Origin of the sequence: Burkholderia sp. LMU1-1-1.1, from assembly GCF_040675865.1 — a bacterium.
Lineage (GTDB): Bacteria > Pseudomonadota > Gammaproteobacteria > Burkholderiales > Burkholderiaceae_D > Rugamonas.
The window spans coordinates 200,840-215,335 of record NZ_JBEGHG010000004.1 but is presented as its reverse complement, the minus strand read 5'-3'; the positions used below and the strand labels follow the sequence as shown (position 1 = coordinate 215,335).

The 14,496-nt window shown below is 57.3% G+C and carries 14 protein-coding genes and 1 tRNA gene; 2 read left to right on the top strand and 13 right to left on the bottom strand.

Translation table 11 applies throughout. The features are described 5' to 3' along the window. Positions 1-130 precede the first annotated feature (130 nt). Entirely contained in the window at positions 131-793 is a 663-nt protein-coding gene (locus tag MRBLMU1_RS05760; protein ID WP_363498334.1) for a hypothetical protein, read from the top strand. Between the two features lies 1 nt (position 794). Here the strand turns inward: MRBLMU1_RS05760 and MRBLMU1_RS05755 are convergent, their stop codons facing one another. Continuing rightward, positions 795-1,898 carry a Gfo/Idh/MocA family protein gene (locus MRBLMU1_RS05755; RefSeq protein WP_363498331.1) on the bottom strand — a complete coding sequence of 368 codons (1,104 nt, stop codon included), beginning with the start codon at positions 1,896-1,898 and terminating at the stop codon, positions 795-797. A gap of 115 nt (positions 1,899-2,013) precedes the next feature. Beyond that, positions 2,014-2,640 carry a LysE family translocator gene (locus tag MRBLMU1_RS05750; RefSeq protein ID WP_363498328.1) on the bottom strand — a complete coding sequence of 209 codons (627 nt, stop codon included), beginning with the start codon at positions 2,638-2,640 and terminating at the stop codon, positions 2,014-2,016. A 153-nt stretch (positions 2,641-2,793) separates the two neighbouring features. Here MRBLMU1_RS05750 and MRBLMU1_RS05745 point away from each other — a divergent pair, with 153 nt between their 5' ends. Continuing rightward, on the top strand, positions 2,794-3,273 hold the full coding sequence (locus tag MRBLMU1_RS05745) for a DUF3016 domain-containing protein (RefSeq protein WP_363498325.1): 480 nt from the start codon (positions 2,794-2,796) through the stop codon (positions 3,271-3,273). A 61-nt stretch (positions 3,274-3,334) separates the two neighbouring features. On the opposite strand, the gene MRBLMU1_RS05740 is transcribed toward MRBLMU1_RS05745, so the two are convergent. The 11 genes from MRBLMU1_RS05740 to rpsU form a co-directional block, all read right to left on the bottom strand. Then, the gene (locus MRBLMU1_RS05740; RefSeq protein WP_363498322.1) at positions 3,335-3,526 is read right to left on the bottom strand and encodes a hypothetical protein; all 192 of its coding nucleotides are present in this window, start codon (positions 3,524-3,526) and stop codon (positions 3,335-3,337) included. 31 nt (positions 3,527-3,557) lie between these two features. Continuing rightward, the gene (yjjJ, locus tag MRBLMU1_RS05735; RefSeq protein ID WP_363498319.1) at positions 3,558-4,907 is read right to left on the bottom strand and encodes a type II toxin-antitoxin system HipA family toxin YjjJ; all 1,350 of its coding nucleotides are present in this window, start codon (positions 4,905-4,907) and stop codon (positions 3,558-3,560) included. Positions 4,908-5,308: 401 nt separating this feature from the next. After that, complete coding sequence (locus tag MRBLMU1_RS05730) at positions 5,309-6,169, bottom strand: hypothetical protein (protein ID WP_363498316.1); 861 nt, start codon at positions 6,167-6,169, stop codon at positions 5,309-5,311. A 24-nt stretch (positions 6,170-6,193) separates the two neighbouring features. Beyond that, positions 6,194-6,670: a hypothetical protein gene (locus MRBLMU1_RS05725; RefSeq protein WP_363498314.1), complete on the bottom strand. Its 477-nt coding sequence runs from the start codon at positions 6,668-6,670 to the stop codon at positions 6,194-6,196. Positions 6,671-6,893: 223 nt separating this feature from the next. Continuing rightward, entirely contained in the window at positions 6,894-7,679 is a 786-nt protein-coding gene (locus MRBLMU1_RS05720; protein ID WP_363498311.1) for an HIRAN domain-containing protein, read from the bottom strand. A gap of 4 nt (positions 7,680-7,683) precedes the next feature. Beyond that, positions 7,684-8,601 (bottom strand): hypothetical protein, encoded by a 918-nt coding sequence (locus MRBLMU1_RS05715; protein ID WP_363498309.1) that lies wholly within the window; start codon positions 8,599-8,601, stop codon positions 7,684-7,686. Positions 8,602-8,714: 113 nt separating this feature from the next. After that, positions 8,715-8,793, bottom strand: a tRNA-Ile gene (locus MRBLMU1_RS05710). Between the two features lie 103 nt (positions 8,794-8,896). After that, the gene (rpoD, locus tag MRBLMU1_RS05705) at positions 8,897-11,143 is read right to left on the bottom strand and encodes an RNA polymerase sigma factor RpoD (protein WP_414646027.1); all 2,247 of its coding nucleotides are present in this window, start codon (positions 11,141-11,143) and stop codon (positions 8,897-8,899) included. A gap of 515 nt (positions 11,144-11,658) precedes the next feature. Continuing rightward, positions 11,659-13,455: a DNA primase gene (gene dnaG, locus MRBLMU1_RS05700; protein ID WP_363498305.1), complete on the bottom strand. Its 1,797-nt coding sequence runs from the start codon at positions 13,453-13,455 to the stop codon at positions 11,659-11,661. A 121-nt stretch (positions 13,456-13,576) separates the two neighbouring features. Continuing rightward, a complete protein-coding gene (locus MRBLMU1_RS05695) occupies positions 13,577-14,026 on the bottom strand; it encodes a GatB/YqeY domain-containing protein (protein ID WP_363498303.1) in 450 nt (149 codons plus the stop codon). Between the two features lie 132 nt (positions 14,027-14,158). Further along, on the bottom strand, positions 14,159-14,371 hold the full coding sequence (gene rpsU, locus MRBLMU1_RS05690; RefSeq protein ID WP_008451879.1) for a 30S ribosomal protein S21: 213 nt from the start codon (positions 14,369-14,371) through the stop codon (positions 14,159-14,161). Positions 14,372-14,496: the final 125 nt, after the last annotated feature.

Below are 14,496 nucleotides of genomic sequence, written 5' to 3'. Positions count from 1 at the left end.
TAGCCGGGCTGGGCAAAATCAGCAGGTCAAAACGTCAAAATCGTAATTGCCGGCACAACAAATGAACGCGGGATGCAAGCGACTGTGAGAAAATGGCGCCCAACAATTGACGATTCGACTAGCGCCCATCATGCCCACGATTGAACCCCTGACACTGACCTTGGCGGAACTGGCCGCCCGCTGGAATATGACGGCAAAACAAGTTCTGGAATACGCCCCGGCGCATGGCTTGCCGATGTATTTTTACTTCGACGGCCTGGTGTTCAACTTCGGCGACAAATGGCACCGCGCCAACGGCGACGCCAGCGTCGCCCAAGACCTGGACTCGCACCAGACCCGCGCCGCCGCGATCGAGATCGACCTGCAACGGCAGACCTTGCACAAGCGCGGCCTGCTGAAACTGACGCAATGGGAAGAGGCGCTCAGCGACGACGAGCTAAGCCATCAGCAAGCGGAATCCGACCGCCTGACGGAGGAGATCGTCCGGCTGACGGCGCTGCTCAAGCAACGAAGCGAAGACCGCCAGAACCATGTGCGCAACGGCCTGTTGCGCGCCGCGCCGAGGACCTTGCACGAAATCGCCGAGCACGGCAAAACGCGCTTCCCGCAATTCGCCTTCATGCCACACACGCCGCCGGGCGGCGAGGTGGAGGAAAAGGTCACCGCCGGCGCCGTGATCGCGATGGAGGACGGCTTCCCGCTGAAGGAACTGCTGACGGAGGACGACCTCGTGATCTCGATGCTGGACATCAAGATCGCCGAGGAAGCCGGCCATCATAAATCCAAAAACTGACCTACAACACGATCCGCTTCTGCTCGCGGGCCGACTTGTAAATCGCCTCGATGATGCGCATGTCGCGCAAGCCCTCTTCTCCGGGAACGATGGGCTCGCGGTTGTCGATCACGCAAGTCGACATGTGGTCGAGCTGGCCAGCCCACTGGGTCTTGCCCGGCCCCGGCGGCGGCGTGATCTCGTTGCTTCGGCCATTTCCCACCCACATGCGATGGCCGCTATAAGAGGTCCCCGGCTCCAGCTCGATGCGGCCCTTGTCGCCCATCAGCAGGATATGGTTTTGATTCGCGCTGTACATCGACATGCATGAACCGATCACGCCGGAAGGAAACTCCAGCTGGAACTCGATCATGTCCTCGACCTCGCGGAAACGCGGATCGGAGCGATCCGTGGTCTCCTTGGCGTACACGGCGACAGGCTCCTCGCCGGTCATGTAGCGCGCCGCCTGCAGCGCATAGATACCGATATCCATCAGCGAACCGCCACCCGACATCGCCTTCTTCAAGCGCCACGATGACGTCCCGCCCGTCGTGAAACCATGCTCGGAACGGAAATAGCGCAGCTTGCCGATCTCGCCCGCGCGCGCCCGGCGGATCGCCTCCAGGTTGTACGGCTCGAAGTGGCTGCGGTAGCCGATCATCAATTTCTTGCCCGCCTTTTTGCAGGCCGCGATCATCGTCTCGCACTCGGCGGCGGACAAGGCCATCGGCTTCTCGCACAGGATGTGTTTGCCGGCGGCGGCGCCACGGACCGTGTATTCCTTGTGCATGAAAACGGGCAGGCAAATGTAGATGACATCGACCTCGGGATTGTCCTTCAGCTTGTCGTAGCTGTTGTAATCGTAGATGCCGCTTTCCGGTACGCCGTACTCGGCCGCCACGCGCTTGGCCTTGGCGGGATCGCCGCTGACCAGCGCGACCAGCTTGCTGTGCTGGCAGTTTTTGAACTGGGGAATGATGATGCCAAGGCCGTAACCACCCAGGCCGACAATCGCATAACCGAGCTTGCGTTCGGGCGTCGCGGCCCACACCGGAGCGCCGACCGCCGTCGCCGCCAGAGCGCCGCCAGCGGCAAGAACAAGACTACGCCGATCCAGATCTATCATCCCGTTTCTCCTCATTAGCGTTAATTGGCGTTTATTTTGAACGGCAATTTTAGTATAGAAGCAACGCGCGCGATTGGATGGGAGCGGAAAAATTCCGGCCTGTCCGGCGTGGTTCTCAGCGAGCGGATGCCAGCAACGAAACGAACATCGACCCCGAGAACGCCAGCAGCACGCCGGCCGCGATGCGATGCACCAGCGGTTGGCGCGGCGTCGCGCTCGGGTAGGCCAGCACGGCCGAACCCATCGCGATCCACAGCGCGGCGATCGGCAGCAACAGGCTACTGAACAGCAAGTAAGCCTGCGACAGCGCGGCGGCGCCATCGGCCAGCGGAGGAAACACCACGGTGGCGAAGAAGAACGCCTTCGGATTCAGCAAGGTCACGAAGAACAGCTCGCGCGGACCGATGGCCGCGCTGCCGGCGGCGCCGGCCTGGGGCGCGGTGCGCCACAATTTGATGGCCGAGTAAGCGATGTAGGTCGCCGCGCAAGCCCGCGCCACGGTGGGCGCCCAAGGCGCGATGGCGGCGGCCAGCGCCAGGAATGCGCACCAGACGCTGATCGCGATCATGTACCCGCCCCACTCCGCAGCGATCAACCGCAGCGACCGGCGGAAGCCATCGCGGCTGCCCGCCAGGAACAGCAGCGTGTTGGTGGGACCCGGCGTCAACAACACGGCGGCGATGGTCAACGCCATCAATGTGGTGCCGTGCGGCGCGAGTTGCGACAGTGAAGGGAAATTCATCGGTTATCCTTTTTGTGGAGTGCGCTTGCGGCGGTAATTTTGCCATGTATGCAACTAGATGCCCAGCGAAATATACGCTGGATGAACTGCCGTCGGAATGAGCGTATATTTATAGTTCACAGAATCAGGTCGTCGCAAAAGGATAGGTCATTCATGAGTAAGTTCATCCGTAATGTCGGAACGGTCGCCGCGTTTCTGCTGTCCTGCGCCAGCGCCTCGGCTGCGGCGACGGTCACTTACATCAATCCGGAAAAGATGACGGATGTGCCGCGCTTTTCTTCCGACCGCGAATCGATGGAAATGATTTTCCGTGAGCACCTGAATCTGCTGGCGTCCCAGCTGCCGGCGGGACAGGAATTGAAGGTCGAATTTATCGATATCGACCTGGCCGGCGATGTGTTCCCGAGGGTACCGGTGCGCGATATCCGCGTGATGAAAGGCCAGGCGGACTGGCCCAGGATGCATCTGCGCTACAGCATCGAGCAGGACGGCAAAGTGCTGCGCAGCGGCGACCGCGAGTTGTCCGATCCGAACTACCTGATGGGTTCGCGCAGCTATAACCAGGATCTGTACGGGCACGACAAACAAATGCTCGATGACTGGTTCAGGAAAGAAATCATGCCGGCACGCTAAGGGGCGGCACTCGGCTGCTAGATGGTGATACGTAAAAAAGCGCGCTGGAGCGGGCCGACTCCTACATAAGTCCAAACTTCTTCAGCAGGCCAGGCAGTATCTGCGCAAGTATGATGGCGGTGACAACCCATAAAATAATGGTTGTCTTGGCCTCGGCGAGGTCCGACTTGGTCGCGGAAGTGGCCTTTAGGATTCCAAGGTCCAACTTTATCGCGGCAAGCTCGGTTTCAAGTTTCTCAATGCGCTTTTCCATCCGCCCATGATCCCCGCTGCCTGATACCTTGTCAATCGGGTACCAATGGCCGCAACGCAGTCATGTGACGCTCCGCGATCCCTTTAAAGTCATCCGATATTCGGGAATCGTTCAGTACGTCGCGCCAAAATTGAATCGCCATGTCGAGGCACTTGGATAGATGCCGCAATTCCAACCGGCCCAGGTAGTTTGCCGTCCACTCGCGCGCCACAATCTCGCCGTGGGCATTGGGACGGTAGAGCATTGGCAGCATGTCATAGGCATCAAGCAGACGATGTTTTCGCTCGAACGTCCAGGCGACGGCGATGTTTCCATGATGCTTATCGGTGTTGCCGATGAGCGCGCCGAAAAGGTCGAGGATCTCGACCGTCACGATGTCTTTCTCGGCCAGTTCGCCAAGACGGCCAAGCTCCCGCGCGACGGCGGTCCAACTTTGATCCATCATCCCGAGGTCGCCGTCCAATGCGGAAAAGGTAGCCATCGGACGCCGCCCTTTTAATCCCACTCGGTCGAATCGGACAACCTCCAGGAAAACGCGCTCTTTAAATTCCAGGATCGAGGTTTTGGCTGCGGCGATACCATTGCGGGCGAGAACTTGTAAGGCGAGATGTTCACATACAAGTAAATCTCCCCAACGTCGCCCGGAAGGCATATCGAGCGGCGGAGAGAATTTGACGATGACATGTTCGATCAACCCGCCATTAGCGTCGCGTCGAATCACCGCAGTAAATTTAGGCTGCTCGCCGCCGGCTGACGACCCTGGGGCCTCCCCTTGCATGGACTCTTCGGCCATCCCTGGATAGCGTTGGGCGCGCTCTTCATCCGATATGACGGAACGTTCTTCGACTGCGGATGACTCGATATACCGCGCATACGATTCGTTCCCGAGAATGAGGTCACCAACGGCGTTCTCGCTACGCCTTGAGACGTACTTGAGAACTTGCTCATCGGTCCAATGCAAAATATCCGCAGGCAGATCCAGATCCCTGTGCCTTCCGGGCTCCATACGGCCCAAAAACCCTTGGGGACGGAGATCGCGCACAAAAAACGGCAAGCCTTGGTACACGTCGTAGCTTGTCCCCTCAAGCGGCATCATGGCGTAGAACTCACCTTGAAGAACATCGAGATATCCTATGGGCTCAGGCCGCCCCTCTTCGGAAACACGAAATACGGGGATAGGGGCATGGACTCCCTGGACGAAGCGCCGCAATCCATACAGTCGTGCCTTACTCGCGCCAAGTGCGACACCGTCTCGGACGGCCGCCCATAGACGGGAGAAGGTCGGCTGACTGACATCCAATTCTTTCAGGATGACGGCCGTTTTACTGGGCCCCCGCTGCAGGAGACTGAGCAGCTTGGCCAGGTTGTCTGCTTTAGCCACAATATAGGACGGTAGTGAATAGGAATATTTAGCAGATTCCCATAGTAGCGAACCGCTTTTTGAATGCCATAATGAATAGCATCACGAATAGAACAATCGTATCATAGCATTGCTATGGAAGTCTCAACCGATGTCGAAGCAGCTGATGGAAAGGGGTTTCAAAGCCACAAATAAAAAAGGGTTAGCGCGATCGCCAACCCTTTGTGTCCCTGCATTGTGTCACTACCGAATTTGGTGGCCTCCCGTGAGTCGAACACGGCACCAACGGATTATGAGTCAAACCAAGCTAACCACAGATCACCTGTAGTGCCTGGACTTTACAGGAAATCTCATCACCAGAGAACACCTGGGATGACTCGTATCAACATGATGGTTCCGGCAAAATTCCAGCAGCTTATTCGTTAGTAGAATTTCTCGACAACAAATGGGCAATAGTCCTCGTCGTCATTCGAGTAAGTTCCATCGCCCAAGCGAATATCCATGTTGACCGCCGGCGCGCCGGCTTCGTACCTTATGTGAAAAGGCTGTCGCCTCAAAGCTTCTCGTACTTCCGCAGCCTGAGACGGAGGAAGTGCCGCATACAATTCATTGAGACGAGCCTCGTCGAAGTCCAACGTTGCAGCAAGCCATGTCTCATCCATAAGCACGCTTACGCAGATCGTATAAAGGCCATCTTCGACTTTCGCAATCAATGGAACACCCATCGGAAGAAACGAAAGGACCTGCTCAGACCTATATCCCATCTTCCACATGTATAGGCCCATGTCGGGCTTGAAGCGAAACACATGAGGCTTGGTAAATGCTCTGGGACTTAGTAGCTGCTCGACCTCCACAAACTTACGCTCCAAGTCAATCAATTCCAACACAAGCAGTGGCTCAATTCTGCTTACGTCGAAGATGCTGAGCTGCCGGCCGTTGCAGAGTGCGTATCTAGATGCCCGAACTTCAGGGTGGATTGCGTAGCTAAAAGCCTGCTCAGGGTTCCGCCCTTTTAAAATATTTTCGCCAGGTGCCTTTGCGTCTAGAATCCAGCGGTGATCGGCCGACGCATGTAGAAGGTAATCTGGAATGATTTTAACGTCAAACCGCTTCGAACCAATGTATACAAAGGGATGGGGCAACCCCTTACTCCGAACGATTTTCGCCGGGCCTCCAGCACTATAGCCCAGCGCACGAAGCAGCGGCACAACCAGTTCTTCGCGTACCGAGTCCTCTTTGAAGTCAGGATCATCAAGCAGCGTAAAATCAAAATTCTCGAACATGACATCCTTAACGTTATCCTGCACTCAAGCTACAGGGTCCACAAAATACTCGTCACTAGGCACTTCAAAGCGGCCGTCAAAGGCACTTCGGCCGAGCCGAACAACGCCGTAAAAATTTAAGAACGCCTCAACTGCCATGGCCGCGAATATCTTGACAGTCGCGGATAACAAATCGTGCTTTTTCGTCAAGTTAACGAGCGCCGGGTAATCGCCACCATTGATAACCTCGCCTATTGCTTCCACCGGCCATTCTGCTTTCACCCTGGCGGCGATGTCTACCAGCTCCGCTAGGTGCGACTTTGCGCCGAGATAGAAGTGAGTGTCATCAGTGGTCCAGGTGCCTAGGGTGGCATGTGGCCGTAATGTGAACGGCCGTCGGGTCAGCTGCACGGCTTTTACTTTCGATAGATTGGCATATATATCTGTCCGGTATAAAGCGATACGGTGAGGTTCTTCGCTGTTGAACTGAGAGAGCTCTGCTTGTTGTCTATTGATTCCCACACTAGCAGGGCTTGACTAAGAATACTTCTACCTAGCGAAACACATCTTTTAAATCTGTACAAACATATCGATTCAGATTAGCAGAAAGTTCAGCACAGGCCATCGCGAGCAGCGCACCAATATATCGCCGAATGTGCCGCCGGCAAAAGCGTTAGCGCTCTGGCGCGCAACTACGCAATACTGCGCGCCGATGCTCCCGGCATCATGAAACTTTTCTTCGCACTTAGCCCAGAAAAATTCCGTCCAAAGTGGTCGTAAGGCTTTTCCATTCCTGAGGAATTCCATCTACGGGGAGAAAATCACGCTCCTTGCTTAGCGGCGTAAAAACTCTAGGAACCTTCGCGGTAACAGAGCATAGCAACCGCATATTTGAAGGCGCATCTAAGTTCACGCACTTCACGGTTACCTGAAGGTCGCATTCCGGGTTACCTAGAAGCGTGCCCAAGTCTTGCGCGTAATACTTCGGGCAATATCCTAAAAACCAAGACGGCGTTCCGGTTCGCATGGCGACCGCCTGCTCATCAAACTCATTCTGGGGGTCCCTCATGAGATAAATACGCTCCCCCTTCTCCAACATGCCGATACGCTCTACTGCTGGCAAAGGCAGGTGCGATAAGCTCCGAGCGAAGAATTCCAAATAATATTGGCCCTGTTTCGATACCGCAGGTGGCTGGAATAATTCAATTGAATCAGTTCCTCTAATGCCTCCCGTAAGAGCAAGAATAGCCATCGGATCCTCATCCATATCGGACAAGCCCAGCCATCTTAAATAATCCTTGAACTCAGGCCGCGACTTACTAATCAATCTATTTGCAAACAACGGAAATAGGCGAGGAGACTCATAAACTGCCTCAACACTTTGCATACCGCTAAATTGACGGAAGTCCTTGGCGCGGAAAATACCCTGCGTATAGGAAAATGCATACGTACCGCCGTTATGCTCTAGCTTTGCTACCGGAATCCACTCCTTGGAATCAGGTTGCTGCCACGCGACAAAAAGAGTGCTCATGATTCTACCTAACAATTAACCTATTGATATTTACCCTCAGCAATTTTGCTGTAAATTCCCGCGCCACATCAGTCATTAACTGGCCGGGAACCCGGTTTATTATGTCAGCTATCTGGTCATCGCCAATACTTACCAAACGCTCTATCCAAACATCACCCGCGTGAGCATCCTCTTTATGAGCAAGTTGAAAAAGGTCGTGAGTCCGATATGCTTTAACCTTAGCATCCCCCGCAGCGTGCGGGTAGAACGCGGAGCGAGCTCTCGCCGCATAGGCTTCTAGCGAGGCCCCTTTATCCTTGGTACTGAGCATCACCTTGCGCCGCTCATCAGTTTCGTTCCGTGCTAAGCCTGAACCGTGGTCATAGGAAGCGGAGAGGAAGAGTCGCCCTCCACTGCTCACCACGCCCCAGTTTTCAGAATGCCGGTCTTGGTTTGCGATCCAAGCGTCAAAAAGAAGGTATCCCACAAACACACCTAAGGCCGAGTCTACGCCATTCACGGGCGAATACGTCTGTGGTGGCGCAATAATGTCAGCATGCTTTTTTAGCAACTGAAATGCGCGACTAGCGATGTGGCTTCGCTGTTCGTAGTATCGCAAATTCTCGTCGCCGCGCGCAACCGTTACCTTGCCTTCAATCAACTCATTCCCGTGAATTAAGCGGTCGCCTCTCATAACGAGAGAGGGAGAGATAATGCCATTGCGGCCATTCCATTCTGCTAGGTCATAGTGAGCATGCGGAATACCCAACAGTTCGGCCAACTCAGCGGAAATTTTTTCTGCCCAATTTTCGCCGGTCCCTGGACGCCCTTCTTTGAAAAGGGTACGGCGCCGTTGAGCGTCCAAGTACCAGAACTTGAACTTTGTGCCCATTTGCTCGGATAACTCAGCCGCGTCAAGTGGCACAATTAGGATAGGAAACATTTGGCAGCCTTGGACGTAAGGAAAGCAGAGTTATAGGAGAAACCTACACAGCGCCCACATGGAGACTTGAGCCAAGAAAAAAGGACTTAGATTTTCACCTAAGTCCTTGTTATTGGTGGGCCTCCCGTGAGTCGAACACGGCACCAACGGATTATGAGTCCGCTGCTCTAACCAAGCATGAGCTAGAGGCCCAGGGTGTTGCAGATGCGCTGGGAACCGGCTAGCCCCTCCGACACGCGCTCGCTTTTAAAACGAACTCGCGAGCATAAGGGCTAGCACCGGCGCTAGTCAAGCCTTAGTTGCCTTCTAAGAAGCTTTTCAGCTTATCGGAACGGCTAGGATGACGCAGCTTGCGCAGGGCCTTGGCTTCGATCTGACGGATGCGCTCGCGGGTGACGTCGAACTGCTTGCCGACCTCCTCCAGCGTGTGGTCAGTCGACATTTCGATGCCGAAACGCATGCGCAGCACCTTGGCTTCGCGCGGCGTCAGCGAGTCGAGCACATCCTTGACCACGCCGCGCATCGAGGCGTGCAGCGCCGCGTCGGACGGCGCCAGCGTGTTGTTGTCCTCGATGAAGTCGCCCAGATGCGAATCGTCGTCGTCGCCGATCGGCGTCTCCATCGAAATCGGTTCCTTGGCGATCTTCATGATCTTGCGGATCTTGTCCTCCGGCATCTCCATCTTGATGGCCAACGTCGCCGGATCGGGCTCGGCGCCGGTTTCCTGCAGAATCTGGCGGGAAATCCGGTTCATCTTGTTGATGGTCTCGATCATGTGCACCGGAATACGGATGGTGCGCGCCTGGTCGGCGATCGAGCGCGTGATGGCCTGACGGATCCACCACGTCGCATAGGTCGAGAACTTGTAGCCGCGGCGGTATTCGAACTTGTCGACCGCCTTCATCAGACCGATATTGCCTTCCTGGATCAGGTCGAGGAATTGCAAGCCGCGATTGGTGTACTTCTTGGCGATCGAGATCACCAGGCGCAAGTTGGCCTCGGTCATTTCGCGCTTGGCCTTGCGCGCCTTCATTTCACCGGCCGCCATCTGACGGTTGATGTTGCGCAGGTCCGGCAGCGGCAGCACGACGCGCGCTTGCAGGTCGATCAGGCGCTGTTGCAGTTCCTTAATCGTCGGAATGTTGCGGCCGAGGATGGCGCTGTAGGCGTGGCCGGCGTTGACTTCGCCGTCGACCCAGTCCAGATTGGTTTCATTGCCCGGGAAGACCTTGATGAAGTGGGCGCGCGGCATGCCGCACTTGTTGACGGCGACGTCGAGGATCTGCTTTTCGATGTGGCGCACTTCGTCGACCTGGCCGCGCAAGGTGTCGCACAGTTTTTCGACGACCTTGGCGGTGAAGCGAATGCCCAGCAGCTCGAACGAGATCGCTTCCTGGGCCTTGATGTAGGCCTTGGAGTTGTAGCCTTCCTTCTCGAAGGCGCGGCGCATCTTGTCGAATTGGGTGGAGATGACGTCGAACTTGTCGAGCGCGGCGTTCTTCAACGCTTCGAGCTGTTCGGCCGAGAAACCGGCGGCGCCGGAGGCGCTCGCTTCTTCCTCTTCCTCTTCTTCCTCTTCTTCCTCTTCCTCTTCCTCGTCGTCCTCCTCGGCCGGCGCGGCCACGACCGGCGCGGCGGCGACCTCGTCGCTGTCATCGACCAGGCCGTCGACGATCTCGTCGATCTTGATCTCGTCGGCGCGGATGCGGTCGGAGGCGGCGATGATCTCGGCGATCGTCACCGGGCAGGCGGAGATGGCCTGGATCATGTCCTTGAGGCCGTCTTCGATGCGCTTGGCGATTTCGATTTCGCCCTCGCGCGTCAGCAGCTCGACCGACCCCATCTCGCGCATATACATGCGGACCGGGTCGGTGGTGCGGCCGAAGTCGGAATCGACGGTCGACAGCGCGGCCTCGGCGGCGGCTTCGGCCTCGTCGTCGCTGGTGACGGTGGCCACGTTGTCCGACAGCAGCAGGGTCTCGGCGTCCGGCGCGTGCTCGTAGACGGCGATGCCCATGTCGTTGAAGGTGCCGATGATGCCCTCGATCGCTTCCGGATCGACGATGTTCTCCGGCAGGTGGTCGTTGATCTCGGCGTACGTGAGGAAGCCGCGTTCCTTGCCGAACTTGATCAGGGTCTTGAGCTTCTGGCGGCGGCGTTCGAGCTCTTCCTCGGTCGCTTCGGTGTCCGACGAGAAAGCATCCTTGAGCAGCGCCTTTTCCTTGGCCTTGCGGTCCTTGGCCTTGGCCTTGTCCACCGCCTTCAGTTCGGCGCGTTCGACCGCGTTCAGCGCGGCGACTTCGTCATTTTCTGGCTGGAATTCTTTCGGCTTGCGCCCGCGCCGGCCCGGCACTTTGACCGATGGCAGCACGTAGCCCGAGGTATCGATGGCCGCGAGGGTGGCGGCGTCCGTGGTCTGGCTGACCGCGGGCGGGTTGCCGCTGGCGACGCGCGTTTCCGACTTGTCCGCTGTCTTGGCGGATTGGGCGGTCACTTTGCTCGGCTTTGCAGCCGCTTTGGATTCAGGTTTCTTGATTGGCACAGGCGCTTTCGATTACACAACGACTTGCTTATTTAGGATAAAGTTTCTTGCGGTTCAATTTGTTTGGAACCTACGTCTTCGAACTTGCCGACACCAGTTCGACAATACTACGACTTACTTACACCCGGTCAGACCGATCGACGTCAACAGAACTCCACCGCTGTCGGCAAAATTCTACTGCATCCGGACACGTGCGTGGGGGCAAGAAACCATGACTAGGTTAGACAGCAAACAGAAAGTCCGCTGATAGCGTCCCACTGGAGGTTCGCCGACTAAACCAAAGCTGGCCCTGGCCGCCGACACTGCGTCTTTCCATGTCGATCAAGAGCCTAACTTACTGAAAACAAACACACTCTGAACAAAAAACGATGCCAAAAGACACAACACTTAGCGTTTTATTATAGCACGCCACTTTTCAATATCCAGAGGGAAGAGCCCCGGTTCCCCCTCCGGAAACATGACAGAAACATGACACTCCAAAACGCCCGGCAACTCCTCCACGCCGCACCGCAACATTATCGGTTCGCCAACTCCGCCTGGGCTTCGCGCAACAGCTGGTCTTGCTGCGAAGTCAACTCCCGATAACGCACGCCAATCTCGTCGGACGACAGGCCGGCGGCGAACAACTGACTCAATTCCTGCTTCAACGCGTCATTCTTGACCTGGCGGATCGCGCCGCGCAGGAACGCCCGCACTGCATCAAAATCGGACTCGGACTCCTGCACCACTTCGGCGATGATGCCGTCGTACTCGTCGCCCTGCGACTTCAAATGTTGCGCGAACGCCGCAAAACTACCGTTCGGGCCCATCGCCTGCGCCGCAGCCACCAGCTGCGCCAGGCGCTCGGCCGGCTCGGCGCCGAAGAACTCGAACGCCTTCAACGCGGCCGCGTCGATATCGAGCGACAACGGCGGATGCGCCACCAGCAGCCGCACGATCTGCAATTCCAGCCCCACCGGCACCGGACGCCCGGTGCGGGGCGGCGCCTTGCGGGCCACCGCGACCGGCTTGGCCAGTTCGAACAGCACCTCGATCTCGGACGGCGTGGTCTGCGTCAACTGCGCCAGCCCGCGCACGATCTGCAGGCGCAACGCCGTTGGCGTCATCGACTGCAGCAAGGGCTTGGCGTCGAACTGGGCGCGGGCCCGGCCCTCCGGACTTTGCAAATCATGCTCGCCGACCACTTCCTTGATCAGGAACTGCGACAGCGGCATCGCTTCGTGTATTTCCTGCTCGAACGCTTCCTTGCCATGCGCGCGGACGTAGCTGTCCGGATCGTGCTCGGTCGGCAGGAACAGGAACTTGATGGTCTTGTTGTCCGTCACGTGCGGCAGACAGGCTTCCAGCGCGCGCCGTGCGGCGCGGCGGCCGGCCTTGTCGCCGTCGAAACTGAAAATCACCATGTCGGTCTGACGCAACAGTTTCTGTACATGATGGGTGGTGCAAGCCGTGCCCAGGGTCGCCACCGCTTGCGGGAACCCCATCTGCGCCAGCGCCACCACATCCATATAGCCTTCCGTCACCAGCACGTAACCCGCATCGCGGATCGCCTGGCGCGCCTCGAACAAGCCATACAGTTCGAATCCCTTTGAAAATAAAGGCGTTTCGGGAGAATTCAAGTACTTGGGTTCACCGTGGTCGAGCACCCGGCCGCCAAAGGCGATGACCTGGCCCTTGGTATTTTTAATGGGAAACATGATCCGCTCGCGGAAGCGGTCGTAGCGTTTGCGGTTGCCGCCATCCTCGTCGACCTTGTCGATGACCAGGCCGGCCTCGGCCAGCGCCACCGCCTCGTAGTCGGGGAAGATGCTTTTCAGGCCGTCCCAGCCGGCCGGAGCGTAGCCCAGGCCGAAGCGTGCGGCGATTTCGCCGGTCAGCCCGCGATTCTTCAGGTAGGCGATGGCGTCGGTGGCGCCGCGCAGCTGGGCGCGGTAAAAGTCGCACGCCTGCGTCATCGCGTCCGACAAGGCCAGGCTTTGCGCCTGCATCTGCGCGCGTTGCGCCGGCGGAATCTTGTCGTCTTGCTCAGGCACGACCATGCCGACGTTCTGCGCCAGGTCTTTGACGGCGTCGACAAAGCCCATGCCCGAATATTCGATCAGGAAGCCGATCGAGGTGCCGTGGGCGCCGCAACCGAAGCAATGGTAAAACTGTTTGGTCGGGCTGACCGTGAAGCTGGGCGACTTTTCGCTGTGGAACGGGCACAGGCCCATGAAGTTCGCACCGCCTTTTTTCAGCTGCACGTAGCGTCCGACAACGTCGACGATGTCGACGCGGTTTAACAAATCGGAGATAAAGGATTGTGGGATCACAGGGCTGAACGGTCGGGTAATTTTTCAGACTATACCGCCGCGCCAATCCGGTTTTGATGCGAATCAAGGCACGGCGGAGGTAAAAACGGCGCTGACAGCGCGCCAACATGCGACACGCTGATTATGCCGGGGACAACGCCTTTTTGACCAGTGCCGACACGACGGTCATGTCGGCGCGGCCGGCCAGCTTCGGCTTGACGATGGCCATGACCTTGCCCATGTCCTGCGGACCGGCGGCGCCCGAGGCGGCCACGGCGGCGGTGACTTCGGCGGCGATTTCCTCGTCCGACAGGCCGGCCGGCATGTATGCGGTCAGCACGACCAGCTCGGCTTTTTCGATGTCGGCCAGGTCCTGGCGGCCGCCGGCTTCGAACTGGGTGATCGAATCCTTGCGCTGCTTGATCATTTTCTCCACGATGGCGACGGTCTGTTCGTCGTTGACCTCGATACGCTCGTCGACTTCCTTGCGCTTGATCTCGGCCAGGATCAGGCGGATGGTGGCCAGGCGCGACGCTTCCTTGGCGCGCATCGCGTTTTTCATGTCTTCGGTGATTTGTTCTCTCAGGCCCATGGCGATTTCTTTCAGTAAATTAATGGTGTAGAAATGCGAAAACCCGCTGCGGATGACCGGAGCGGGTATCTTCTAAAACTCAACCCGCGGCGCAAGCGCCATGCTGCCGGGTTGGGTCTGCGTGTAGCAGAATTAGAACAGTTTTTTCGGCAGTTGCTGGCTGCGGATGCGCTTGTAGTGACGCTTCACGGCGGCTGCCAGCTTGCGCTTACGCTCAGCCGTTGGCTTTTCGTAGAACTCGCGTGCGCGCAGTTCGGTCAGCAGACCGGTTTTTTCGATGGTGCGTTTGAAGCGACGCATTGCGACTTCGAACGGCTCGTTTTCTTTAAGGCGAATAGTGGTCATGTAAAAATTCAAACCGTTTGAGGTTATAGGGAGAAAGAGACTATAGCAGCTTTTGCAGCAAAATGGAACCCCACAGGCCGCATGCACGGCCCGTCGTGTGGTTTTCCCTGCAAAAACAATGCGGC

Coding starts and splice junctions, on each gene's coding strand:
- MRBLMU1_RS05760 (WP_363498334.1), top strand. CDS start 131: ATGCCCACGATTGAACCCCTGACACTGACCTTGGCGGAACTGGCCGCC.
- MRBLMU1_RS05755 (WP_363498331.1), bottom strand. CDS start 1,898: ATGATAGATCTGGATCGGCGTAGTCTTGTTCTTGCCGCTGGCGGCGCT.
- MRBLMU1_RS05750 (WP_363498328.1), bottom strand. CDS start 2,640: ATGAATTTCCCTTCACTGTCGCAACTCGCGCCGCACGGCACCACATTG.
- MRBLMU1_RS05745 (WP_363498325.1), top strand. CDS start 2,794: ATGAGTAAGTTCATCCGTAATGTCGGAACGGTCGCCGCGTTTCTGCTG.
- MRBLMU1_RS05740 (WP_363498322.1), bottom strand. CDS start 3,526: ATGGAAAAGCGCATTGAGAAACTTGAAACCGAGCTTGCCGCGATAAAG.
- MRBLMU1_RS05730 (WP_363498316.1), bottom strand. CDS start 6,169: ATGTTCGAGAATTTTGATTTTACGCTGCTTGATGATCCTGACTTCAAA.
- MRBLMU1_RS05720 (WP_363498311.1), bottom strand. CDS start 7,679: ATGAGCACTCTTTTTGTCGCGTGGCAGCAACCTGATTCCAAGGAGTGG.
- MRBLMU1_RS05715 (WP_363498309.1), bottom strand. CDS start 8,601: ATGTTTCCTATCCTAATTGTGCCACTTGACGCGGCTGAGTTATCCGAG.
- MRBLMU1_RS05695 (WP_363498303.1), bottom strand. CDS start 14,026: ATGGGCCTGAGAGAACAAATCACCGAAGACATGAAAAACGCGATGCGC.
- rpsU (WP_008451879.1), bottom strand. CDS start 14,371: ATGACCACTATTCGCCTTAAAGAAAACGAGCCGTTCGAAGTCGCAATG.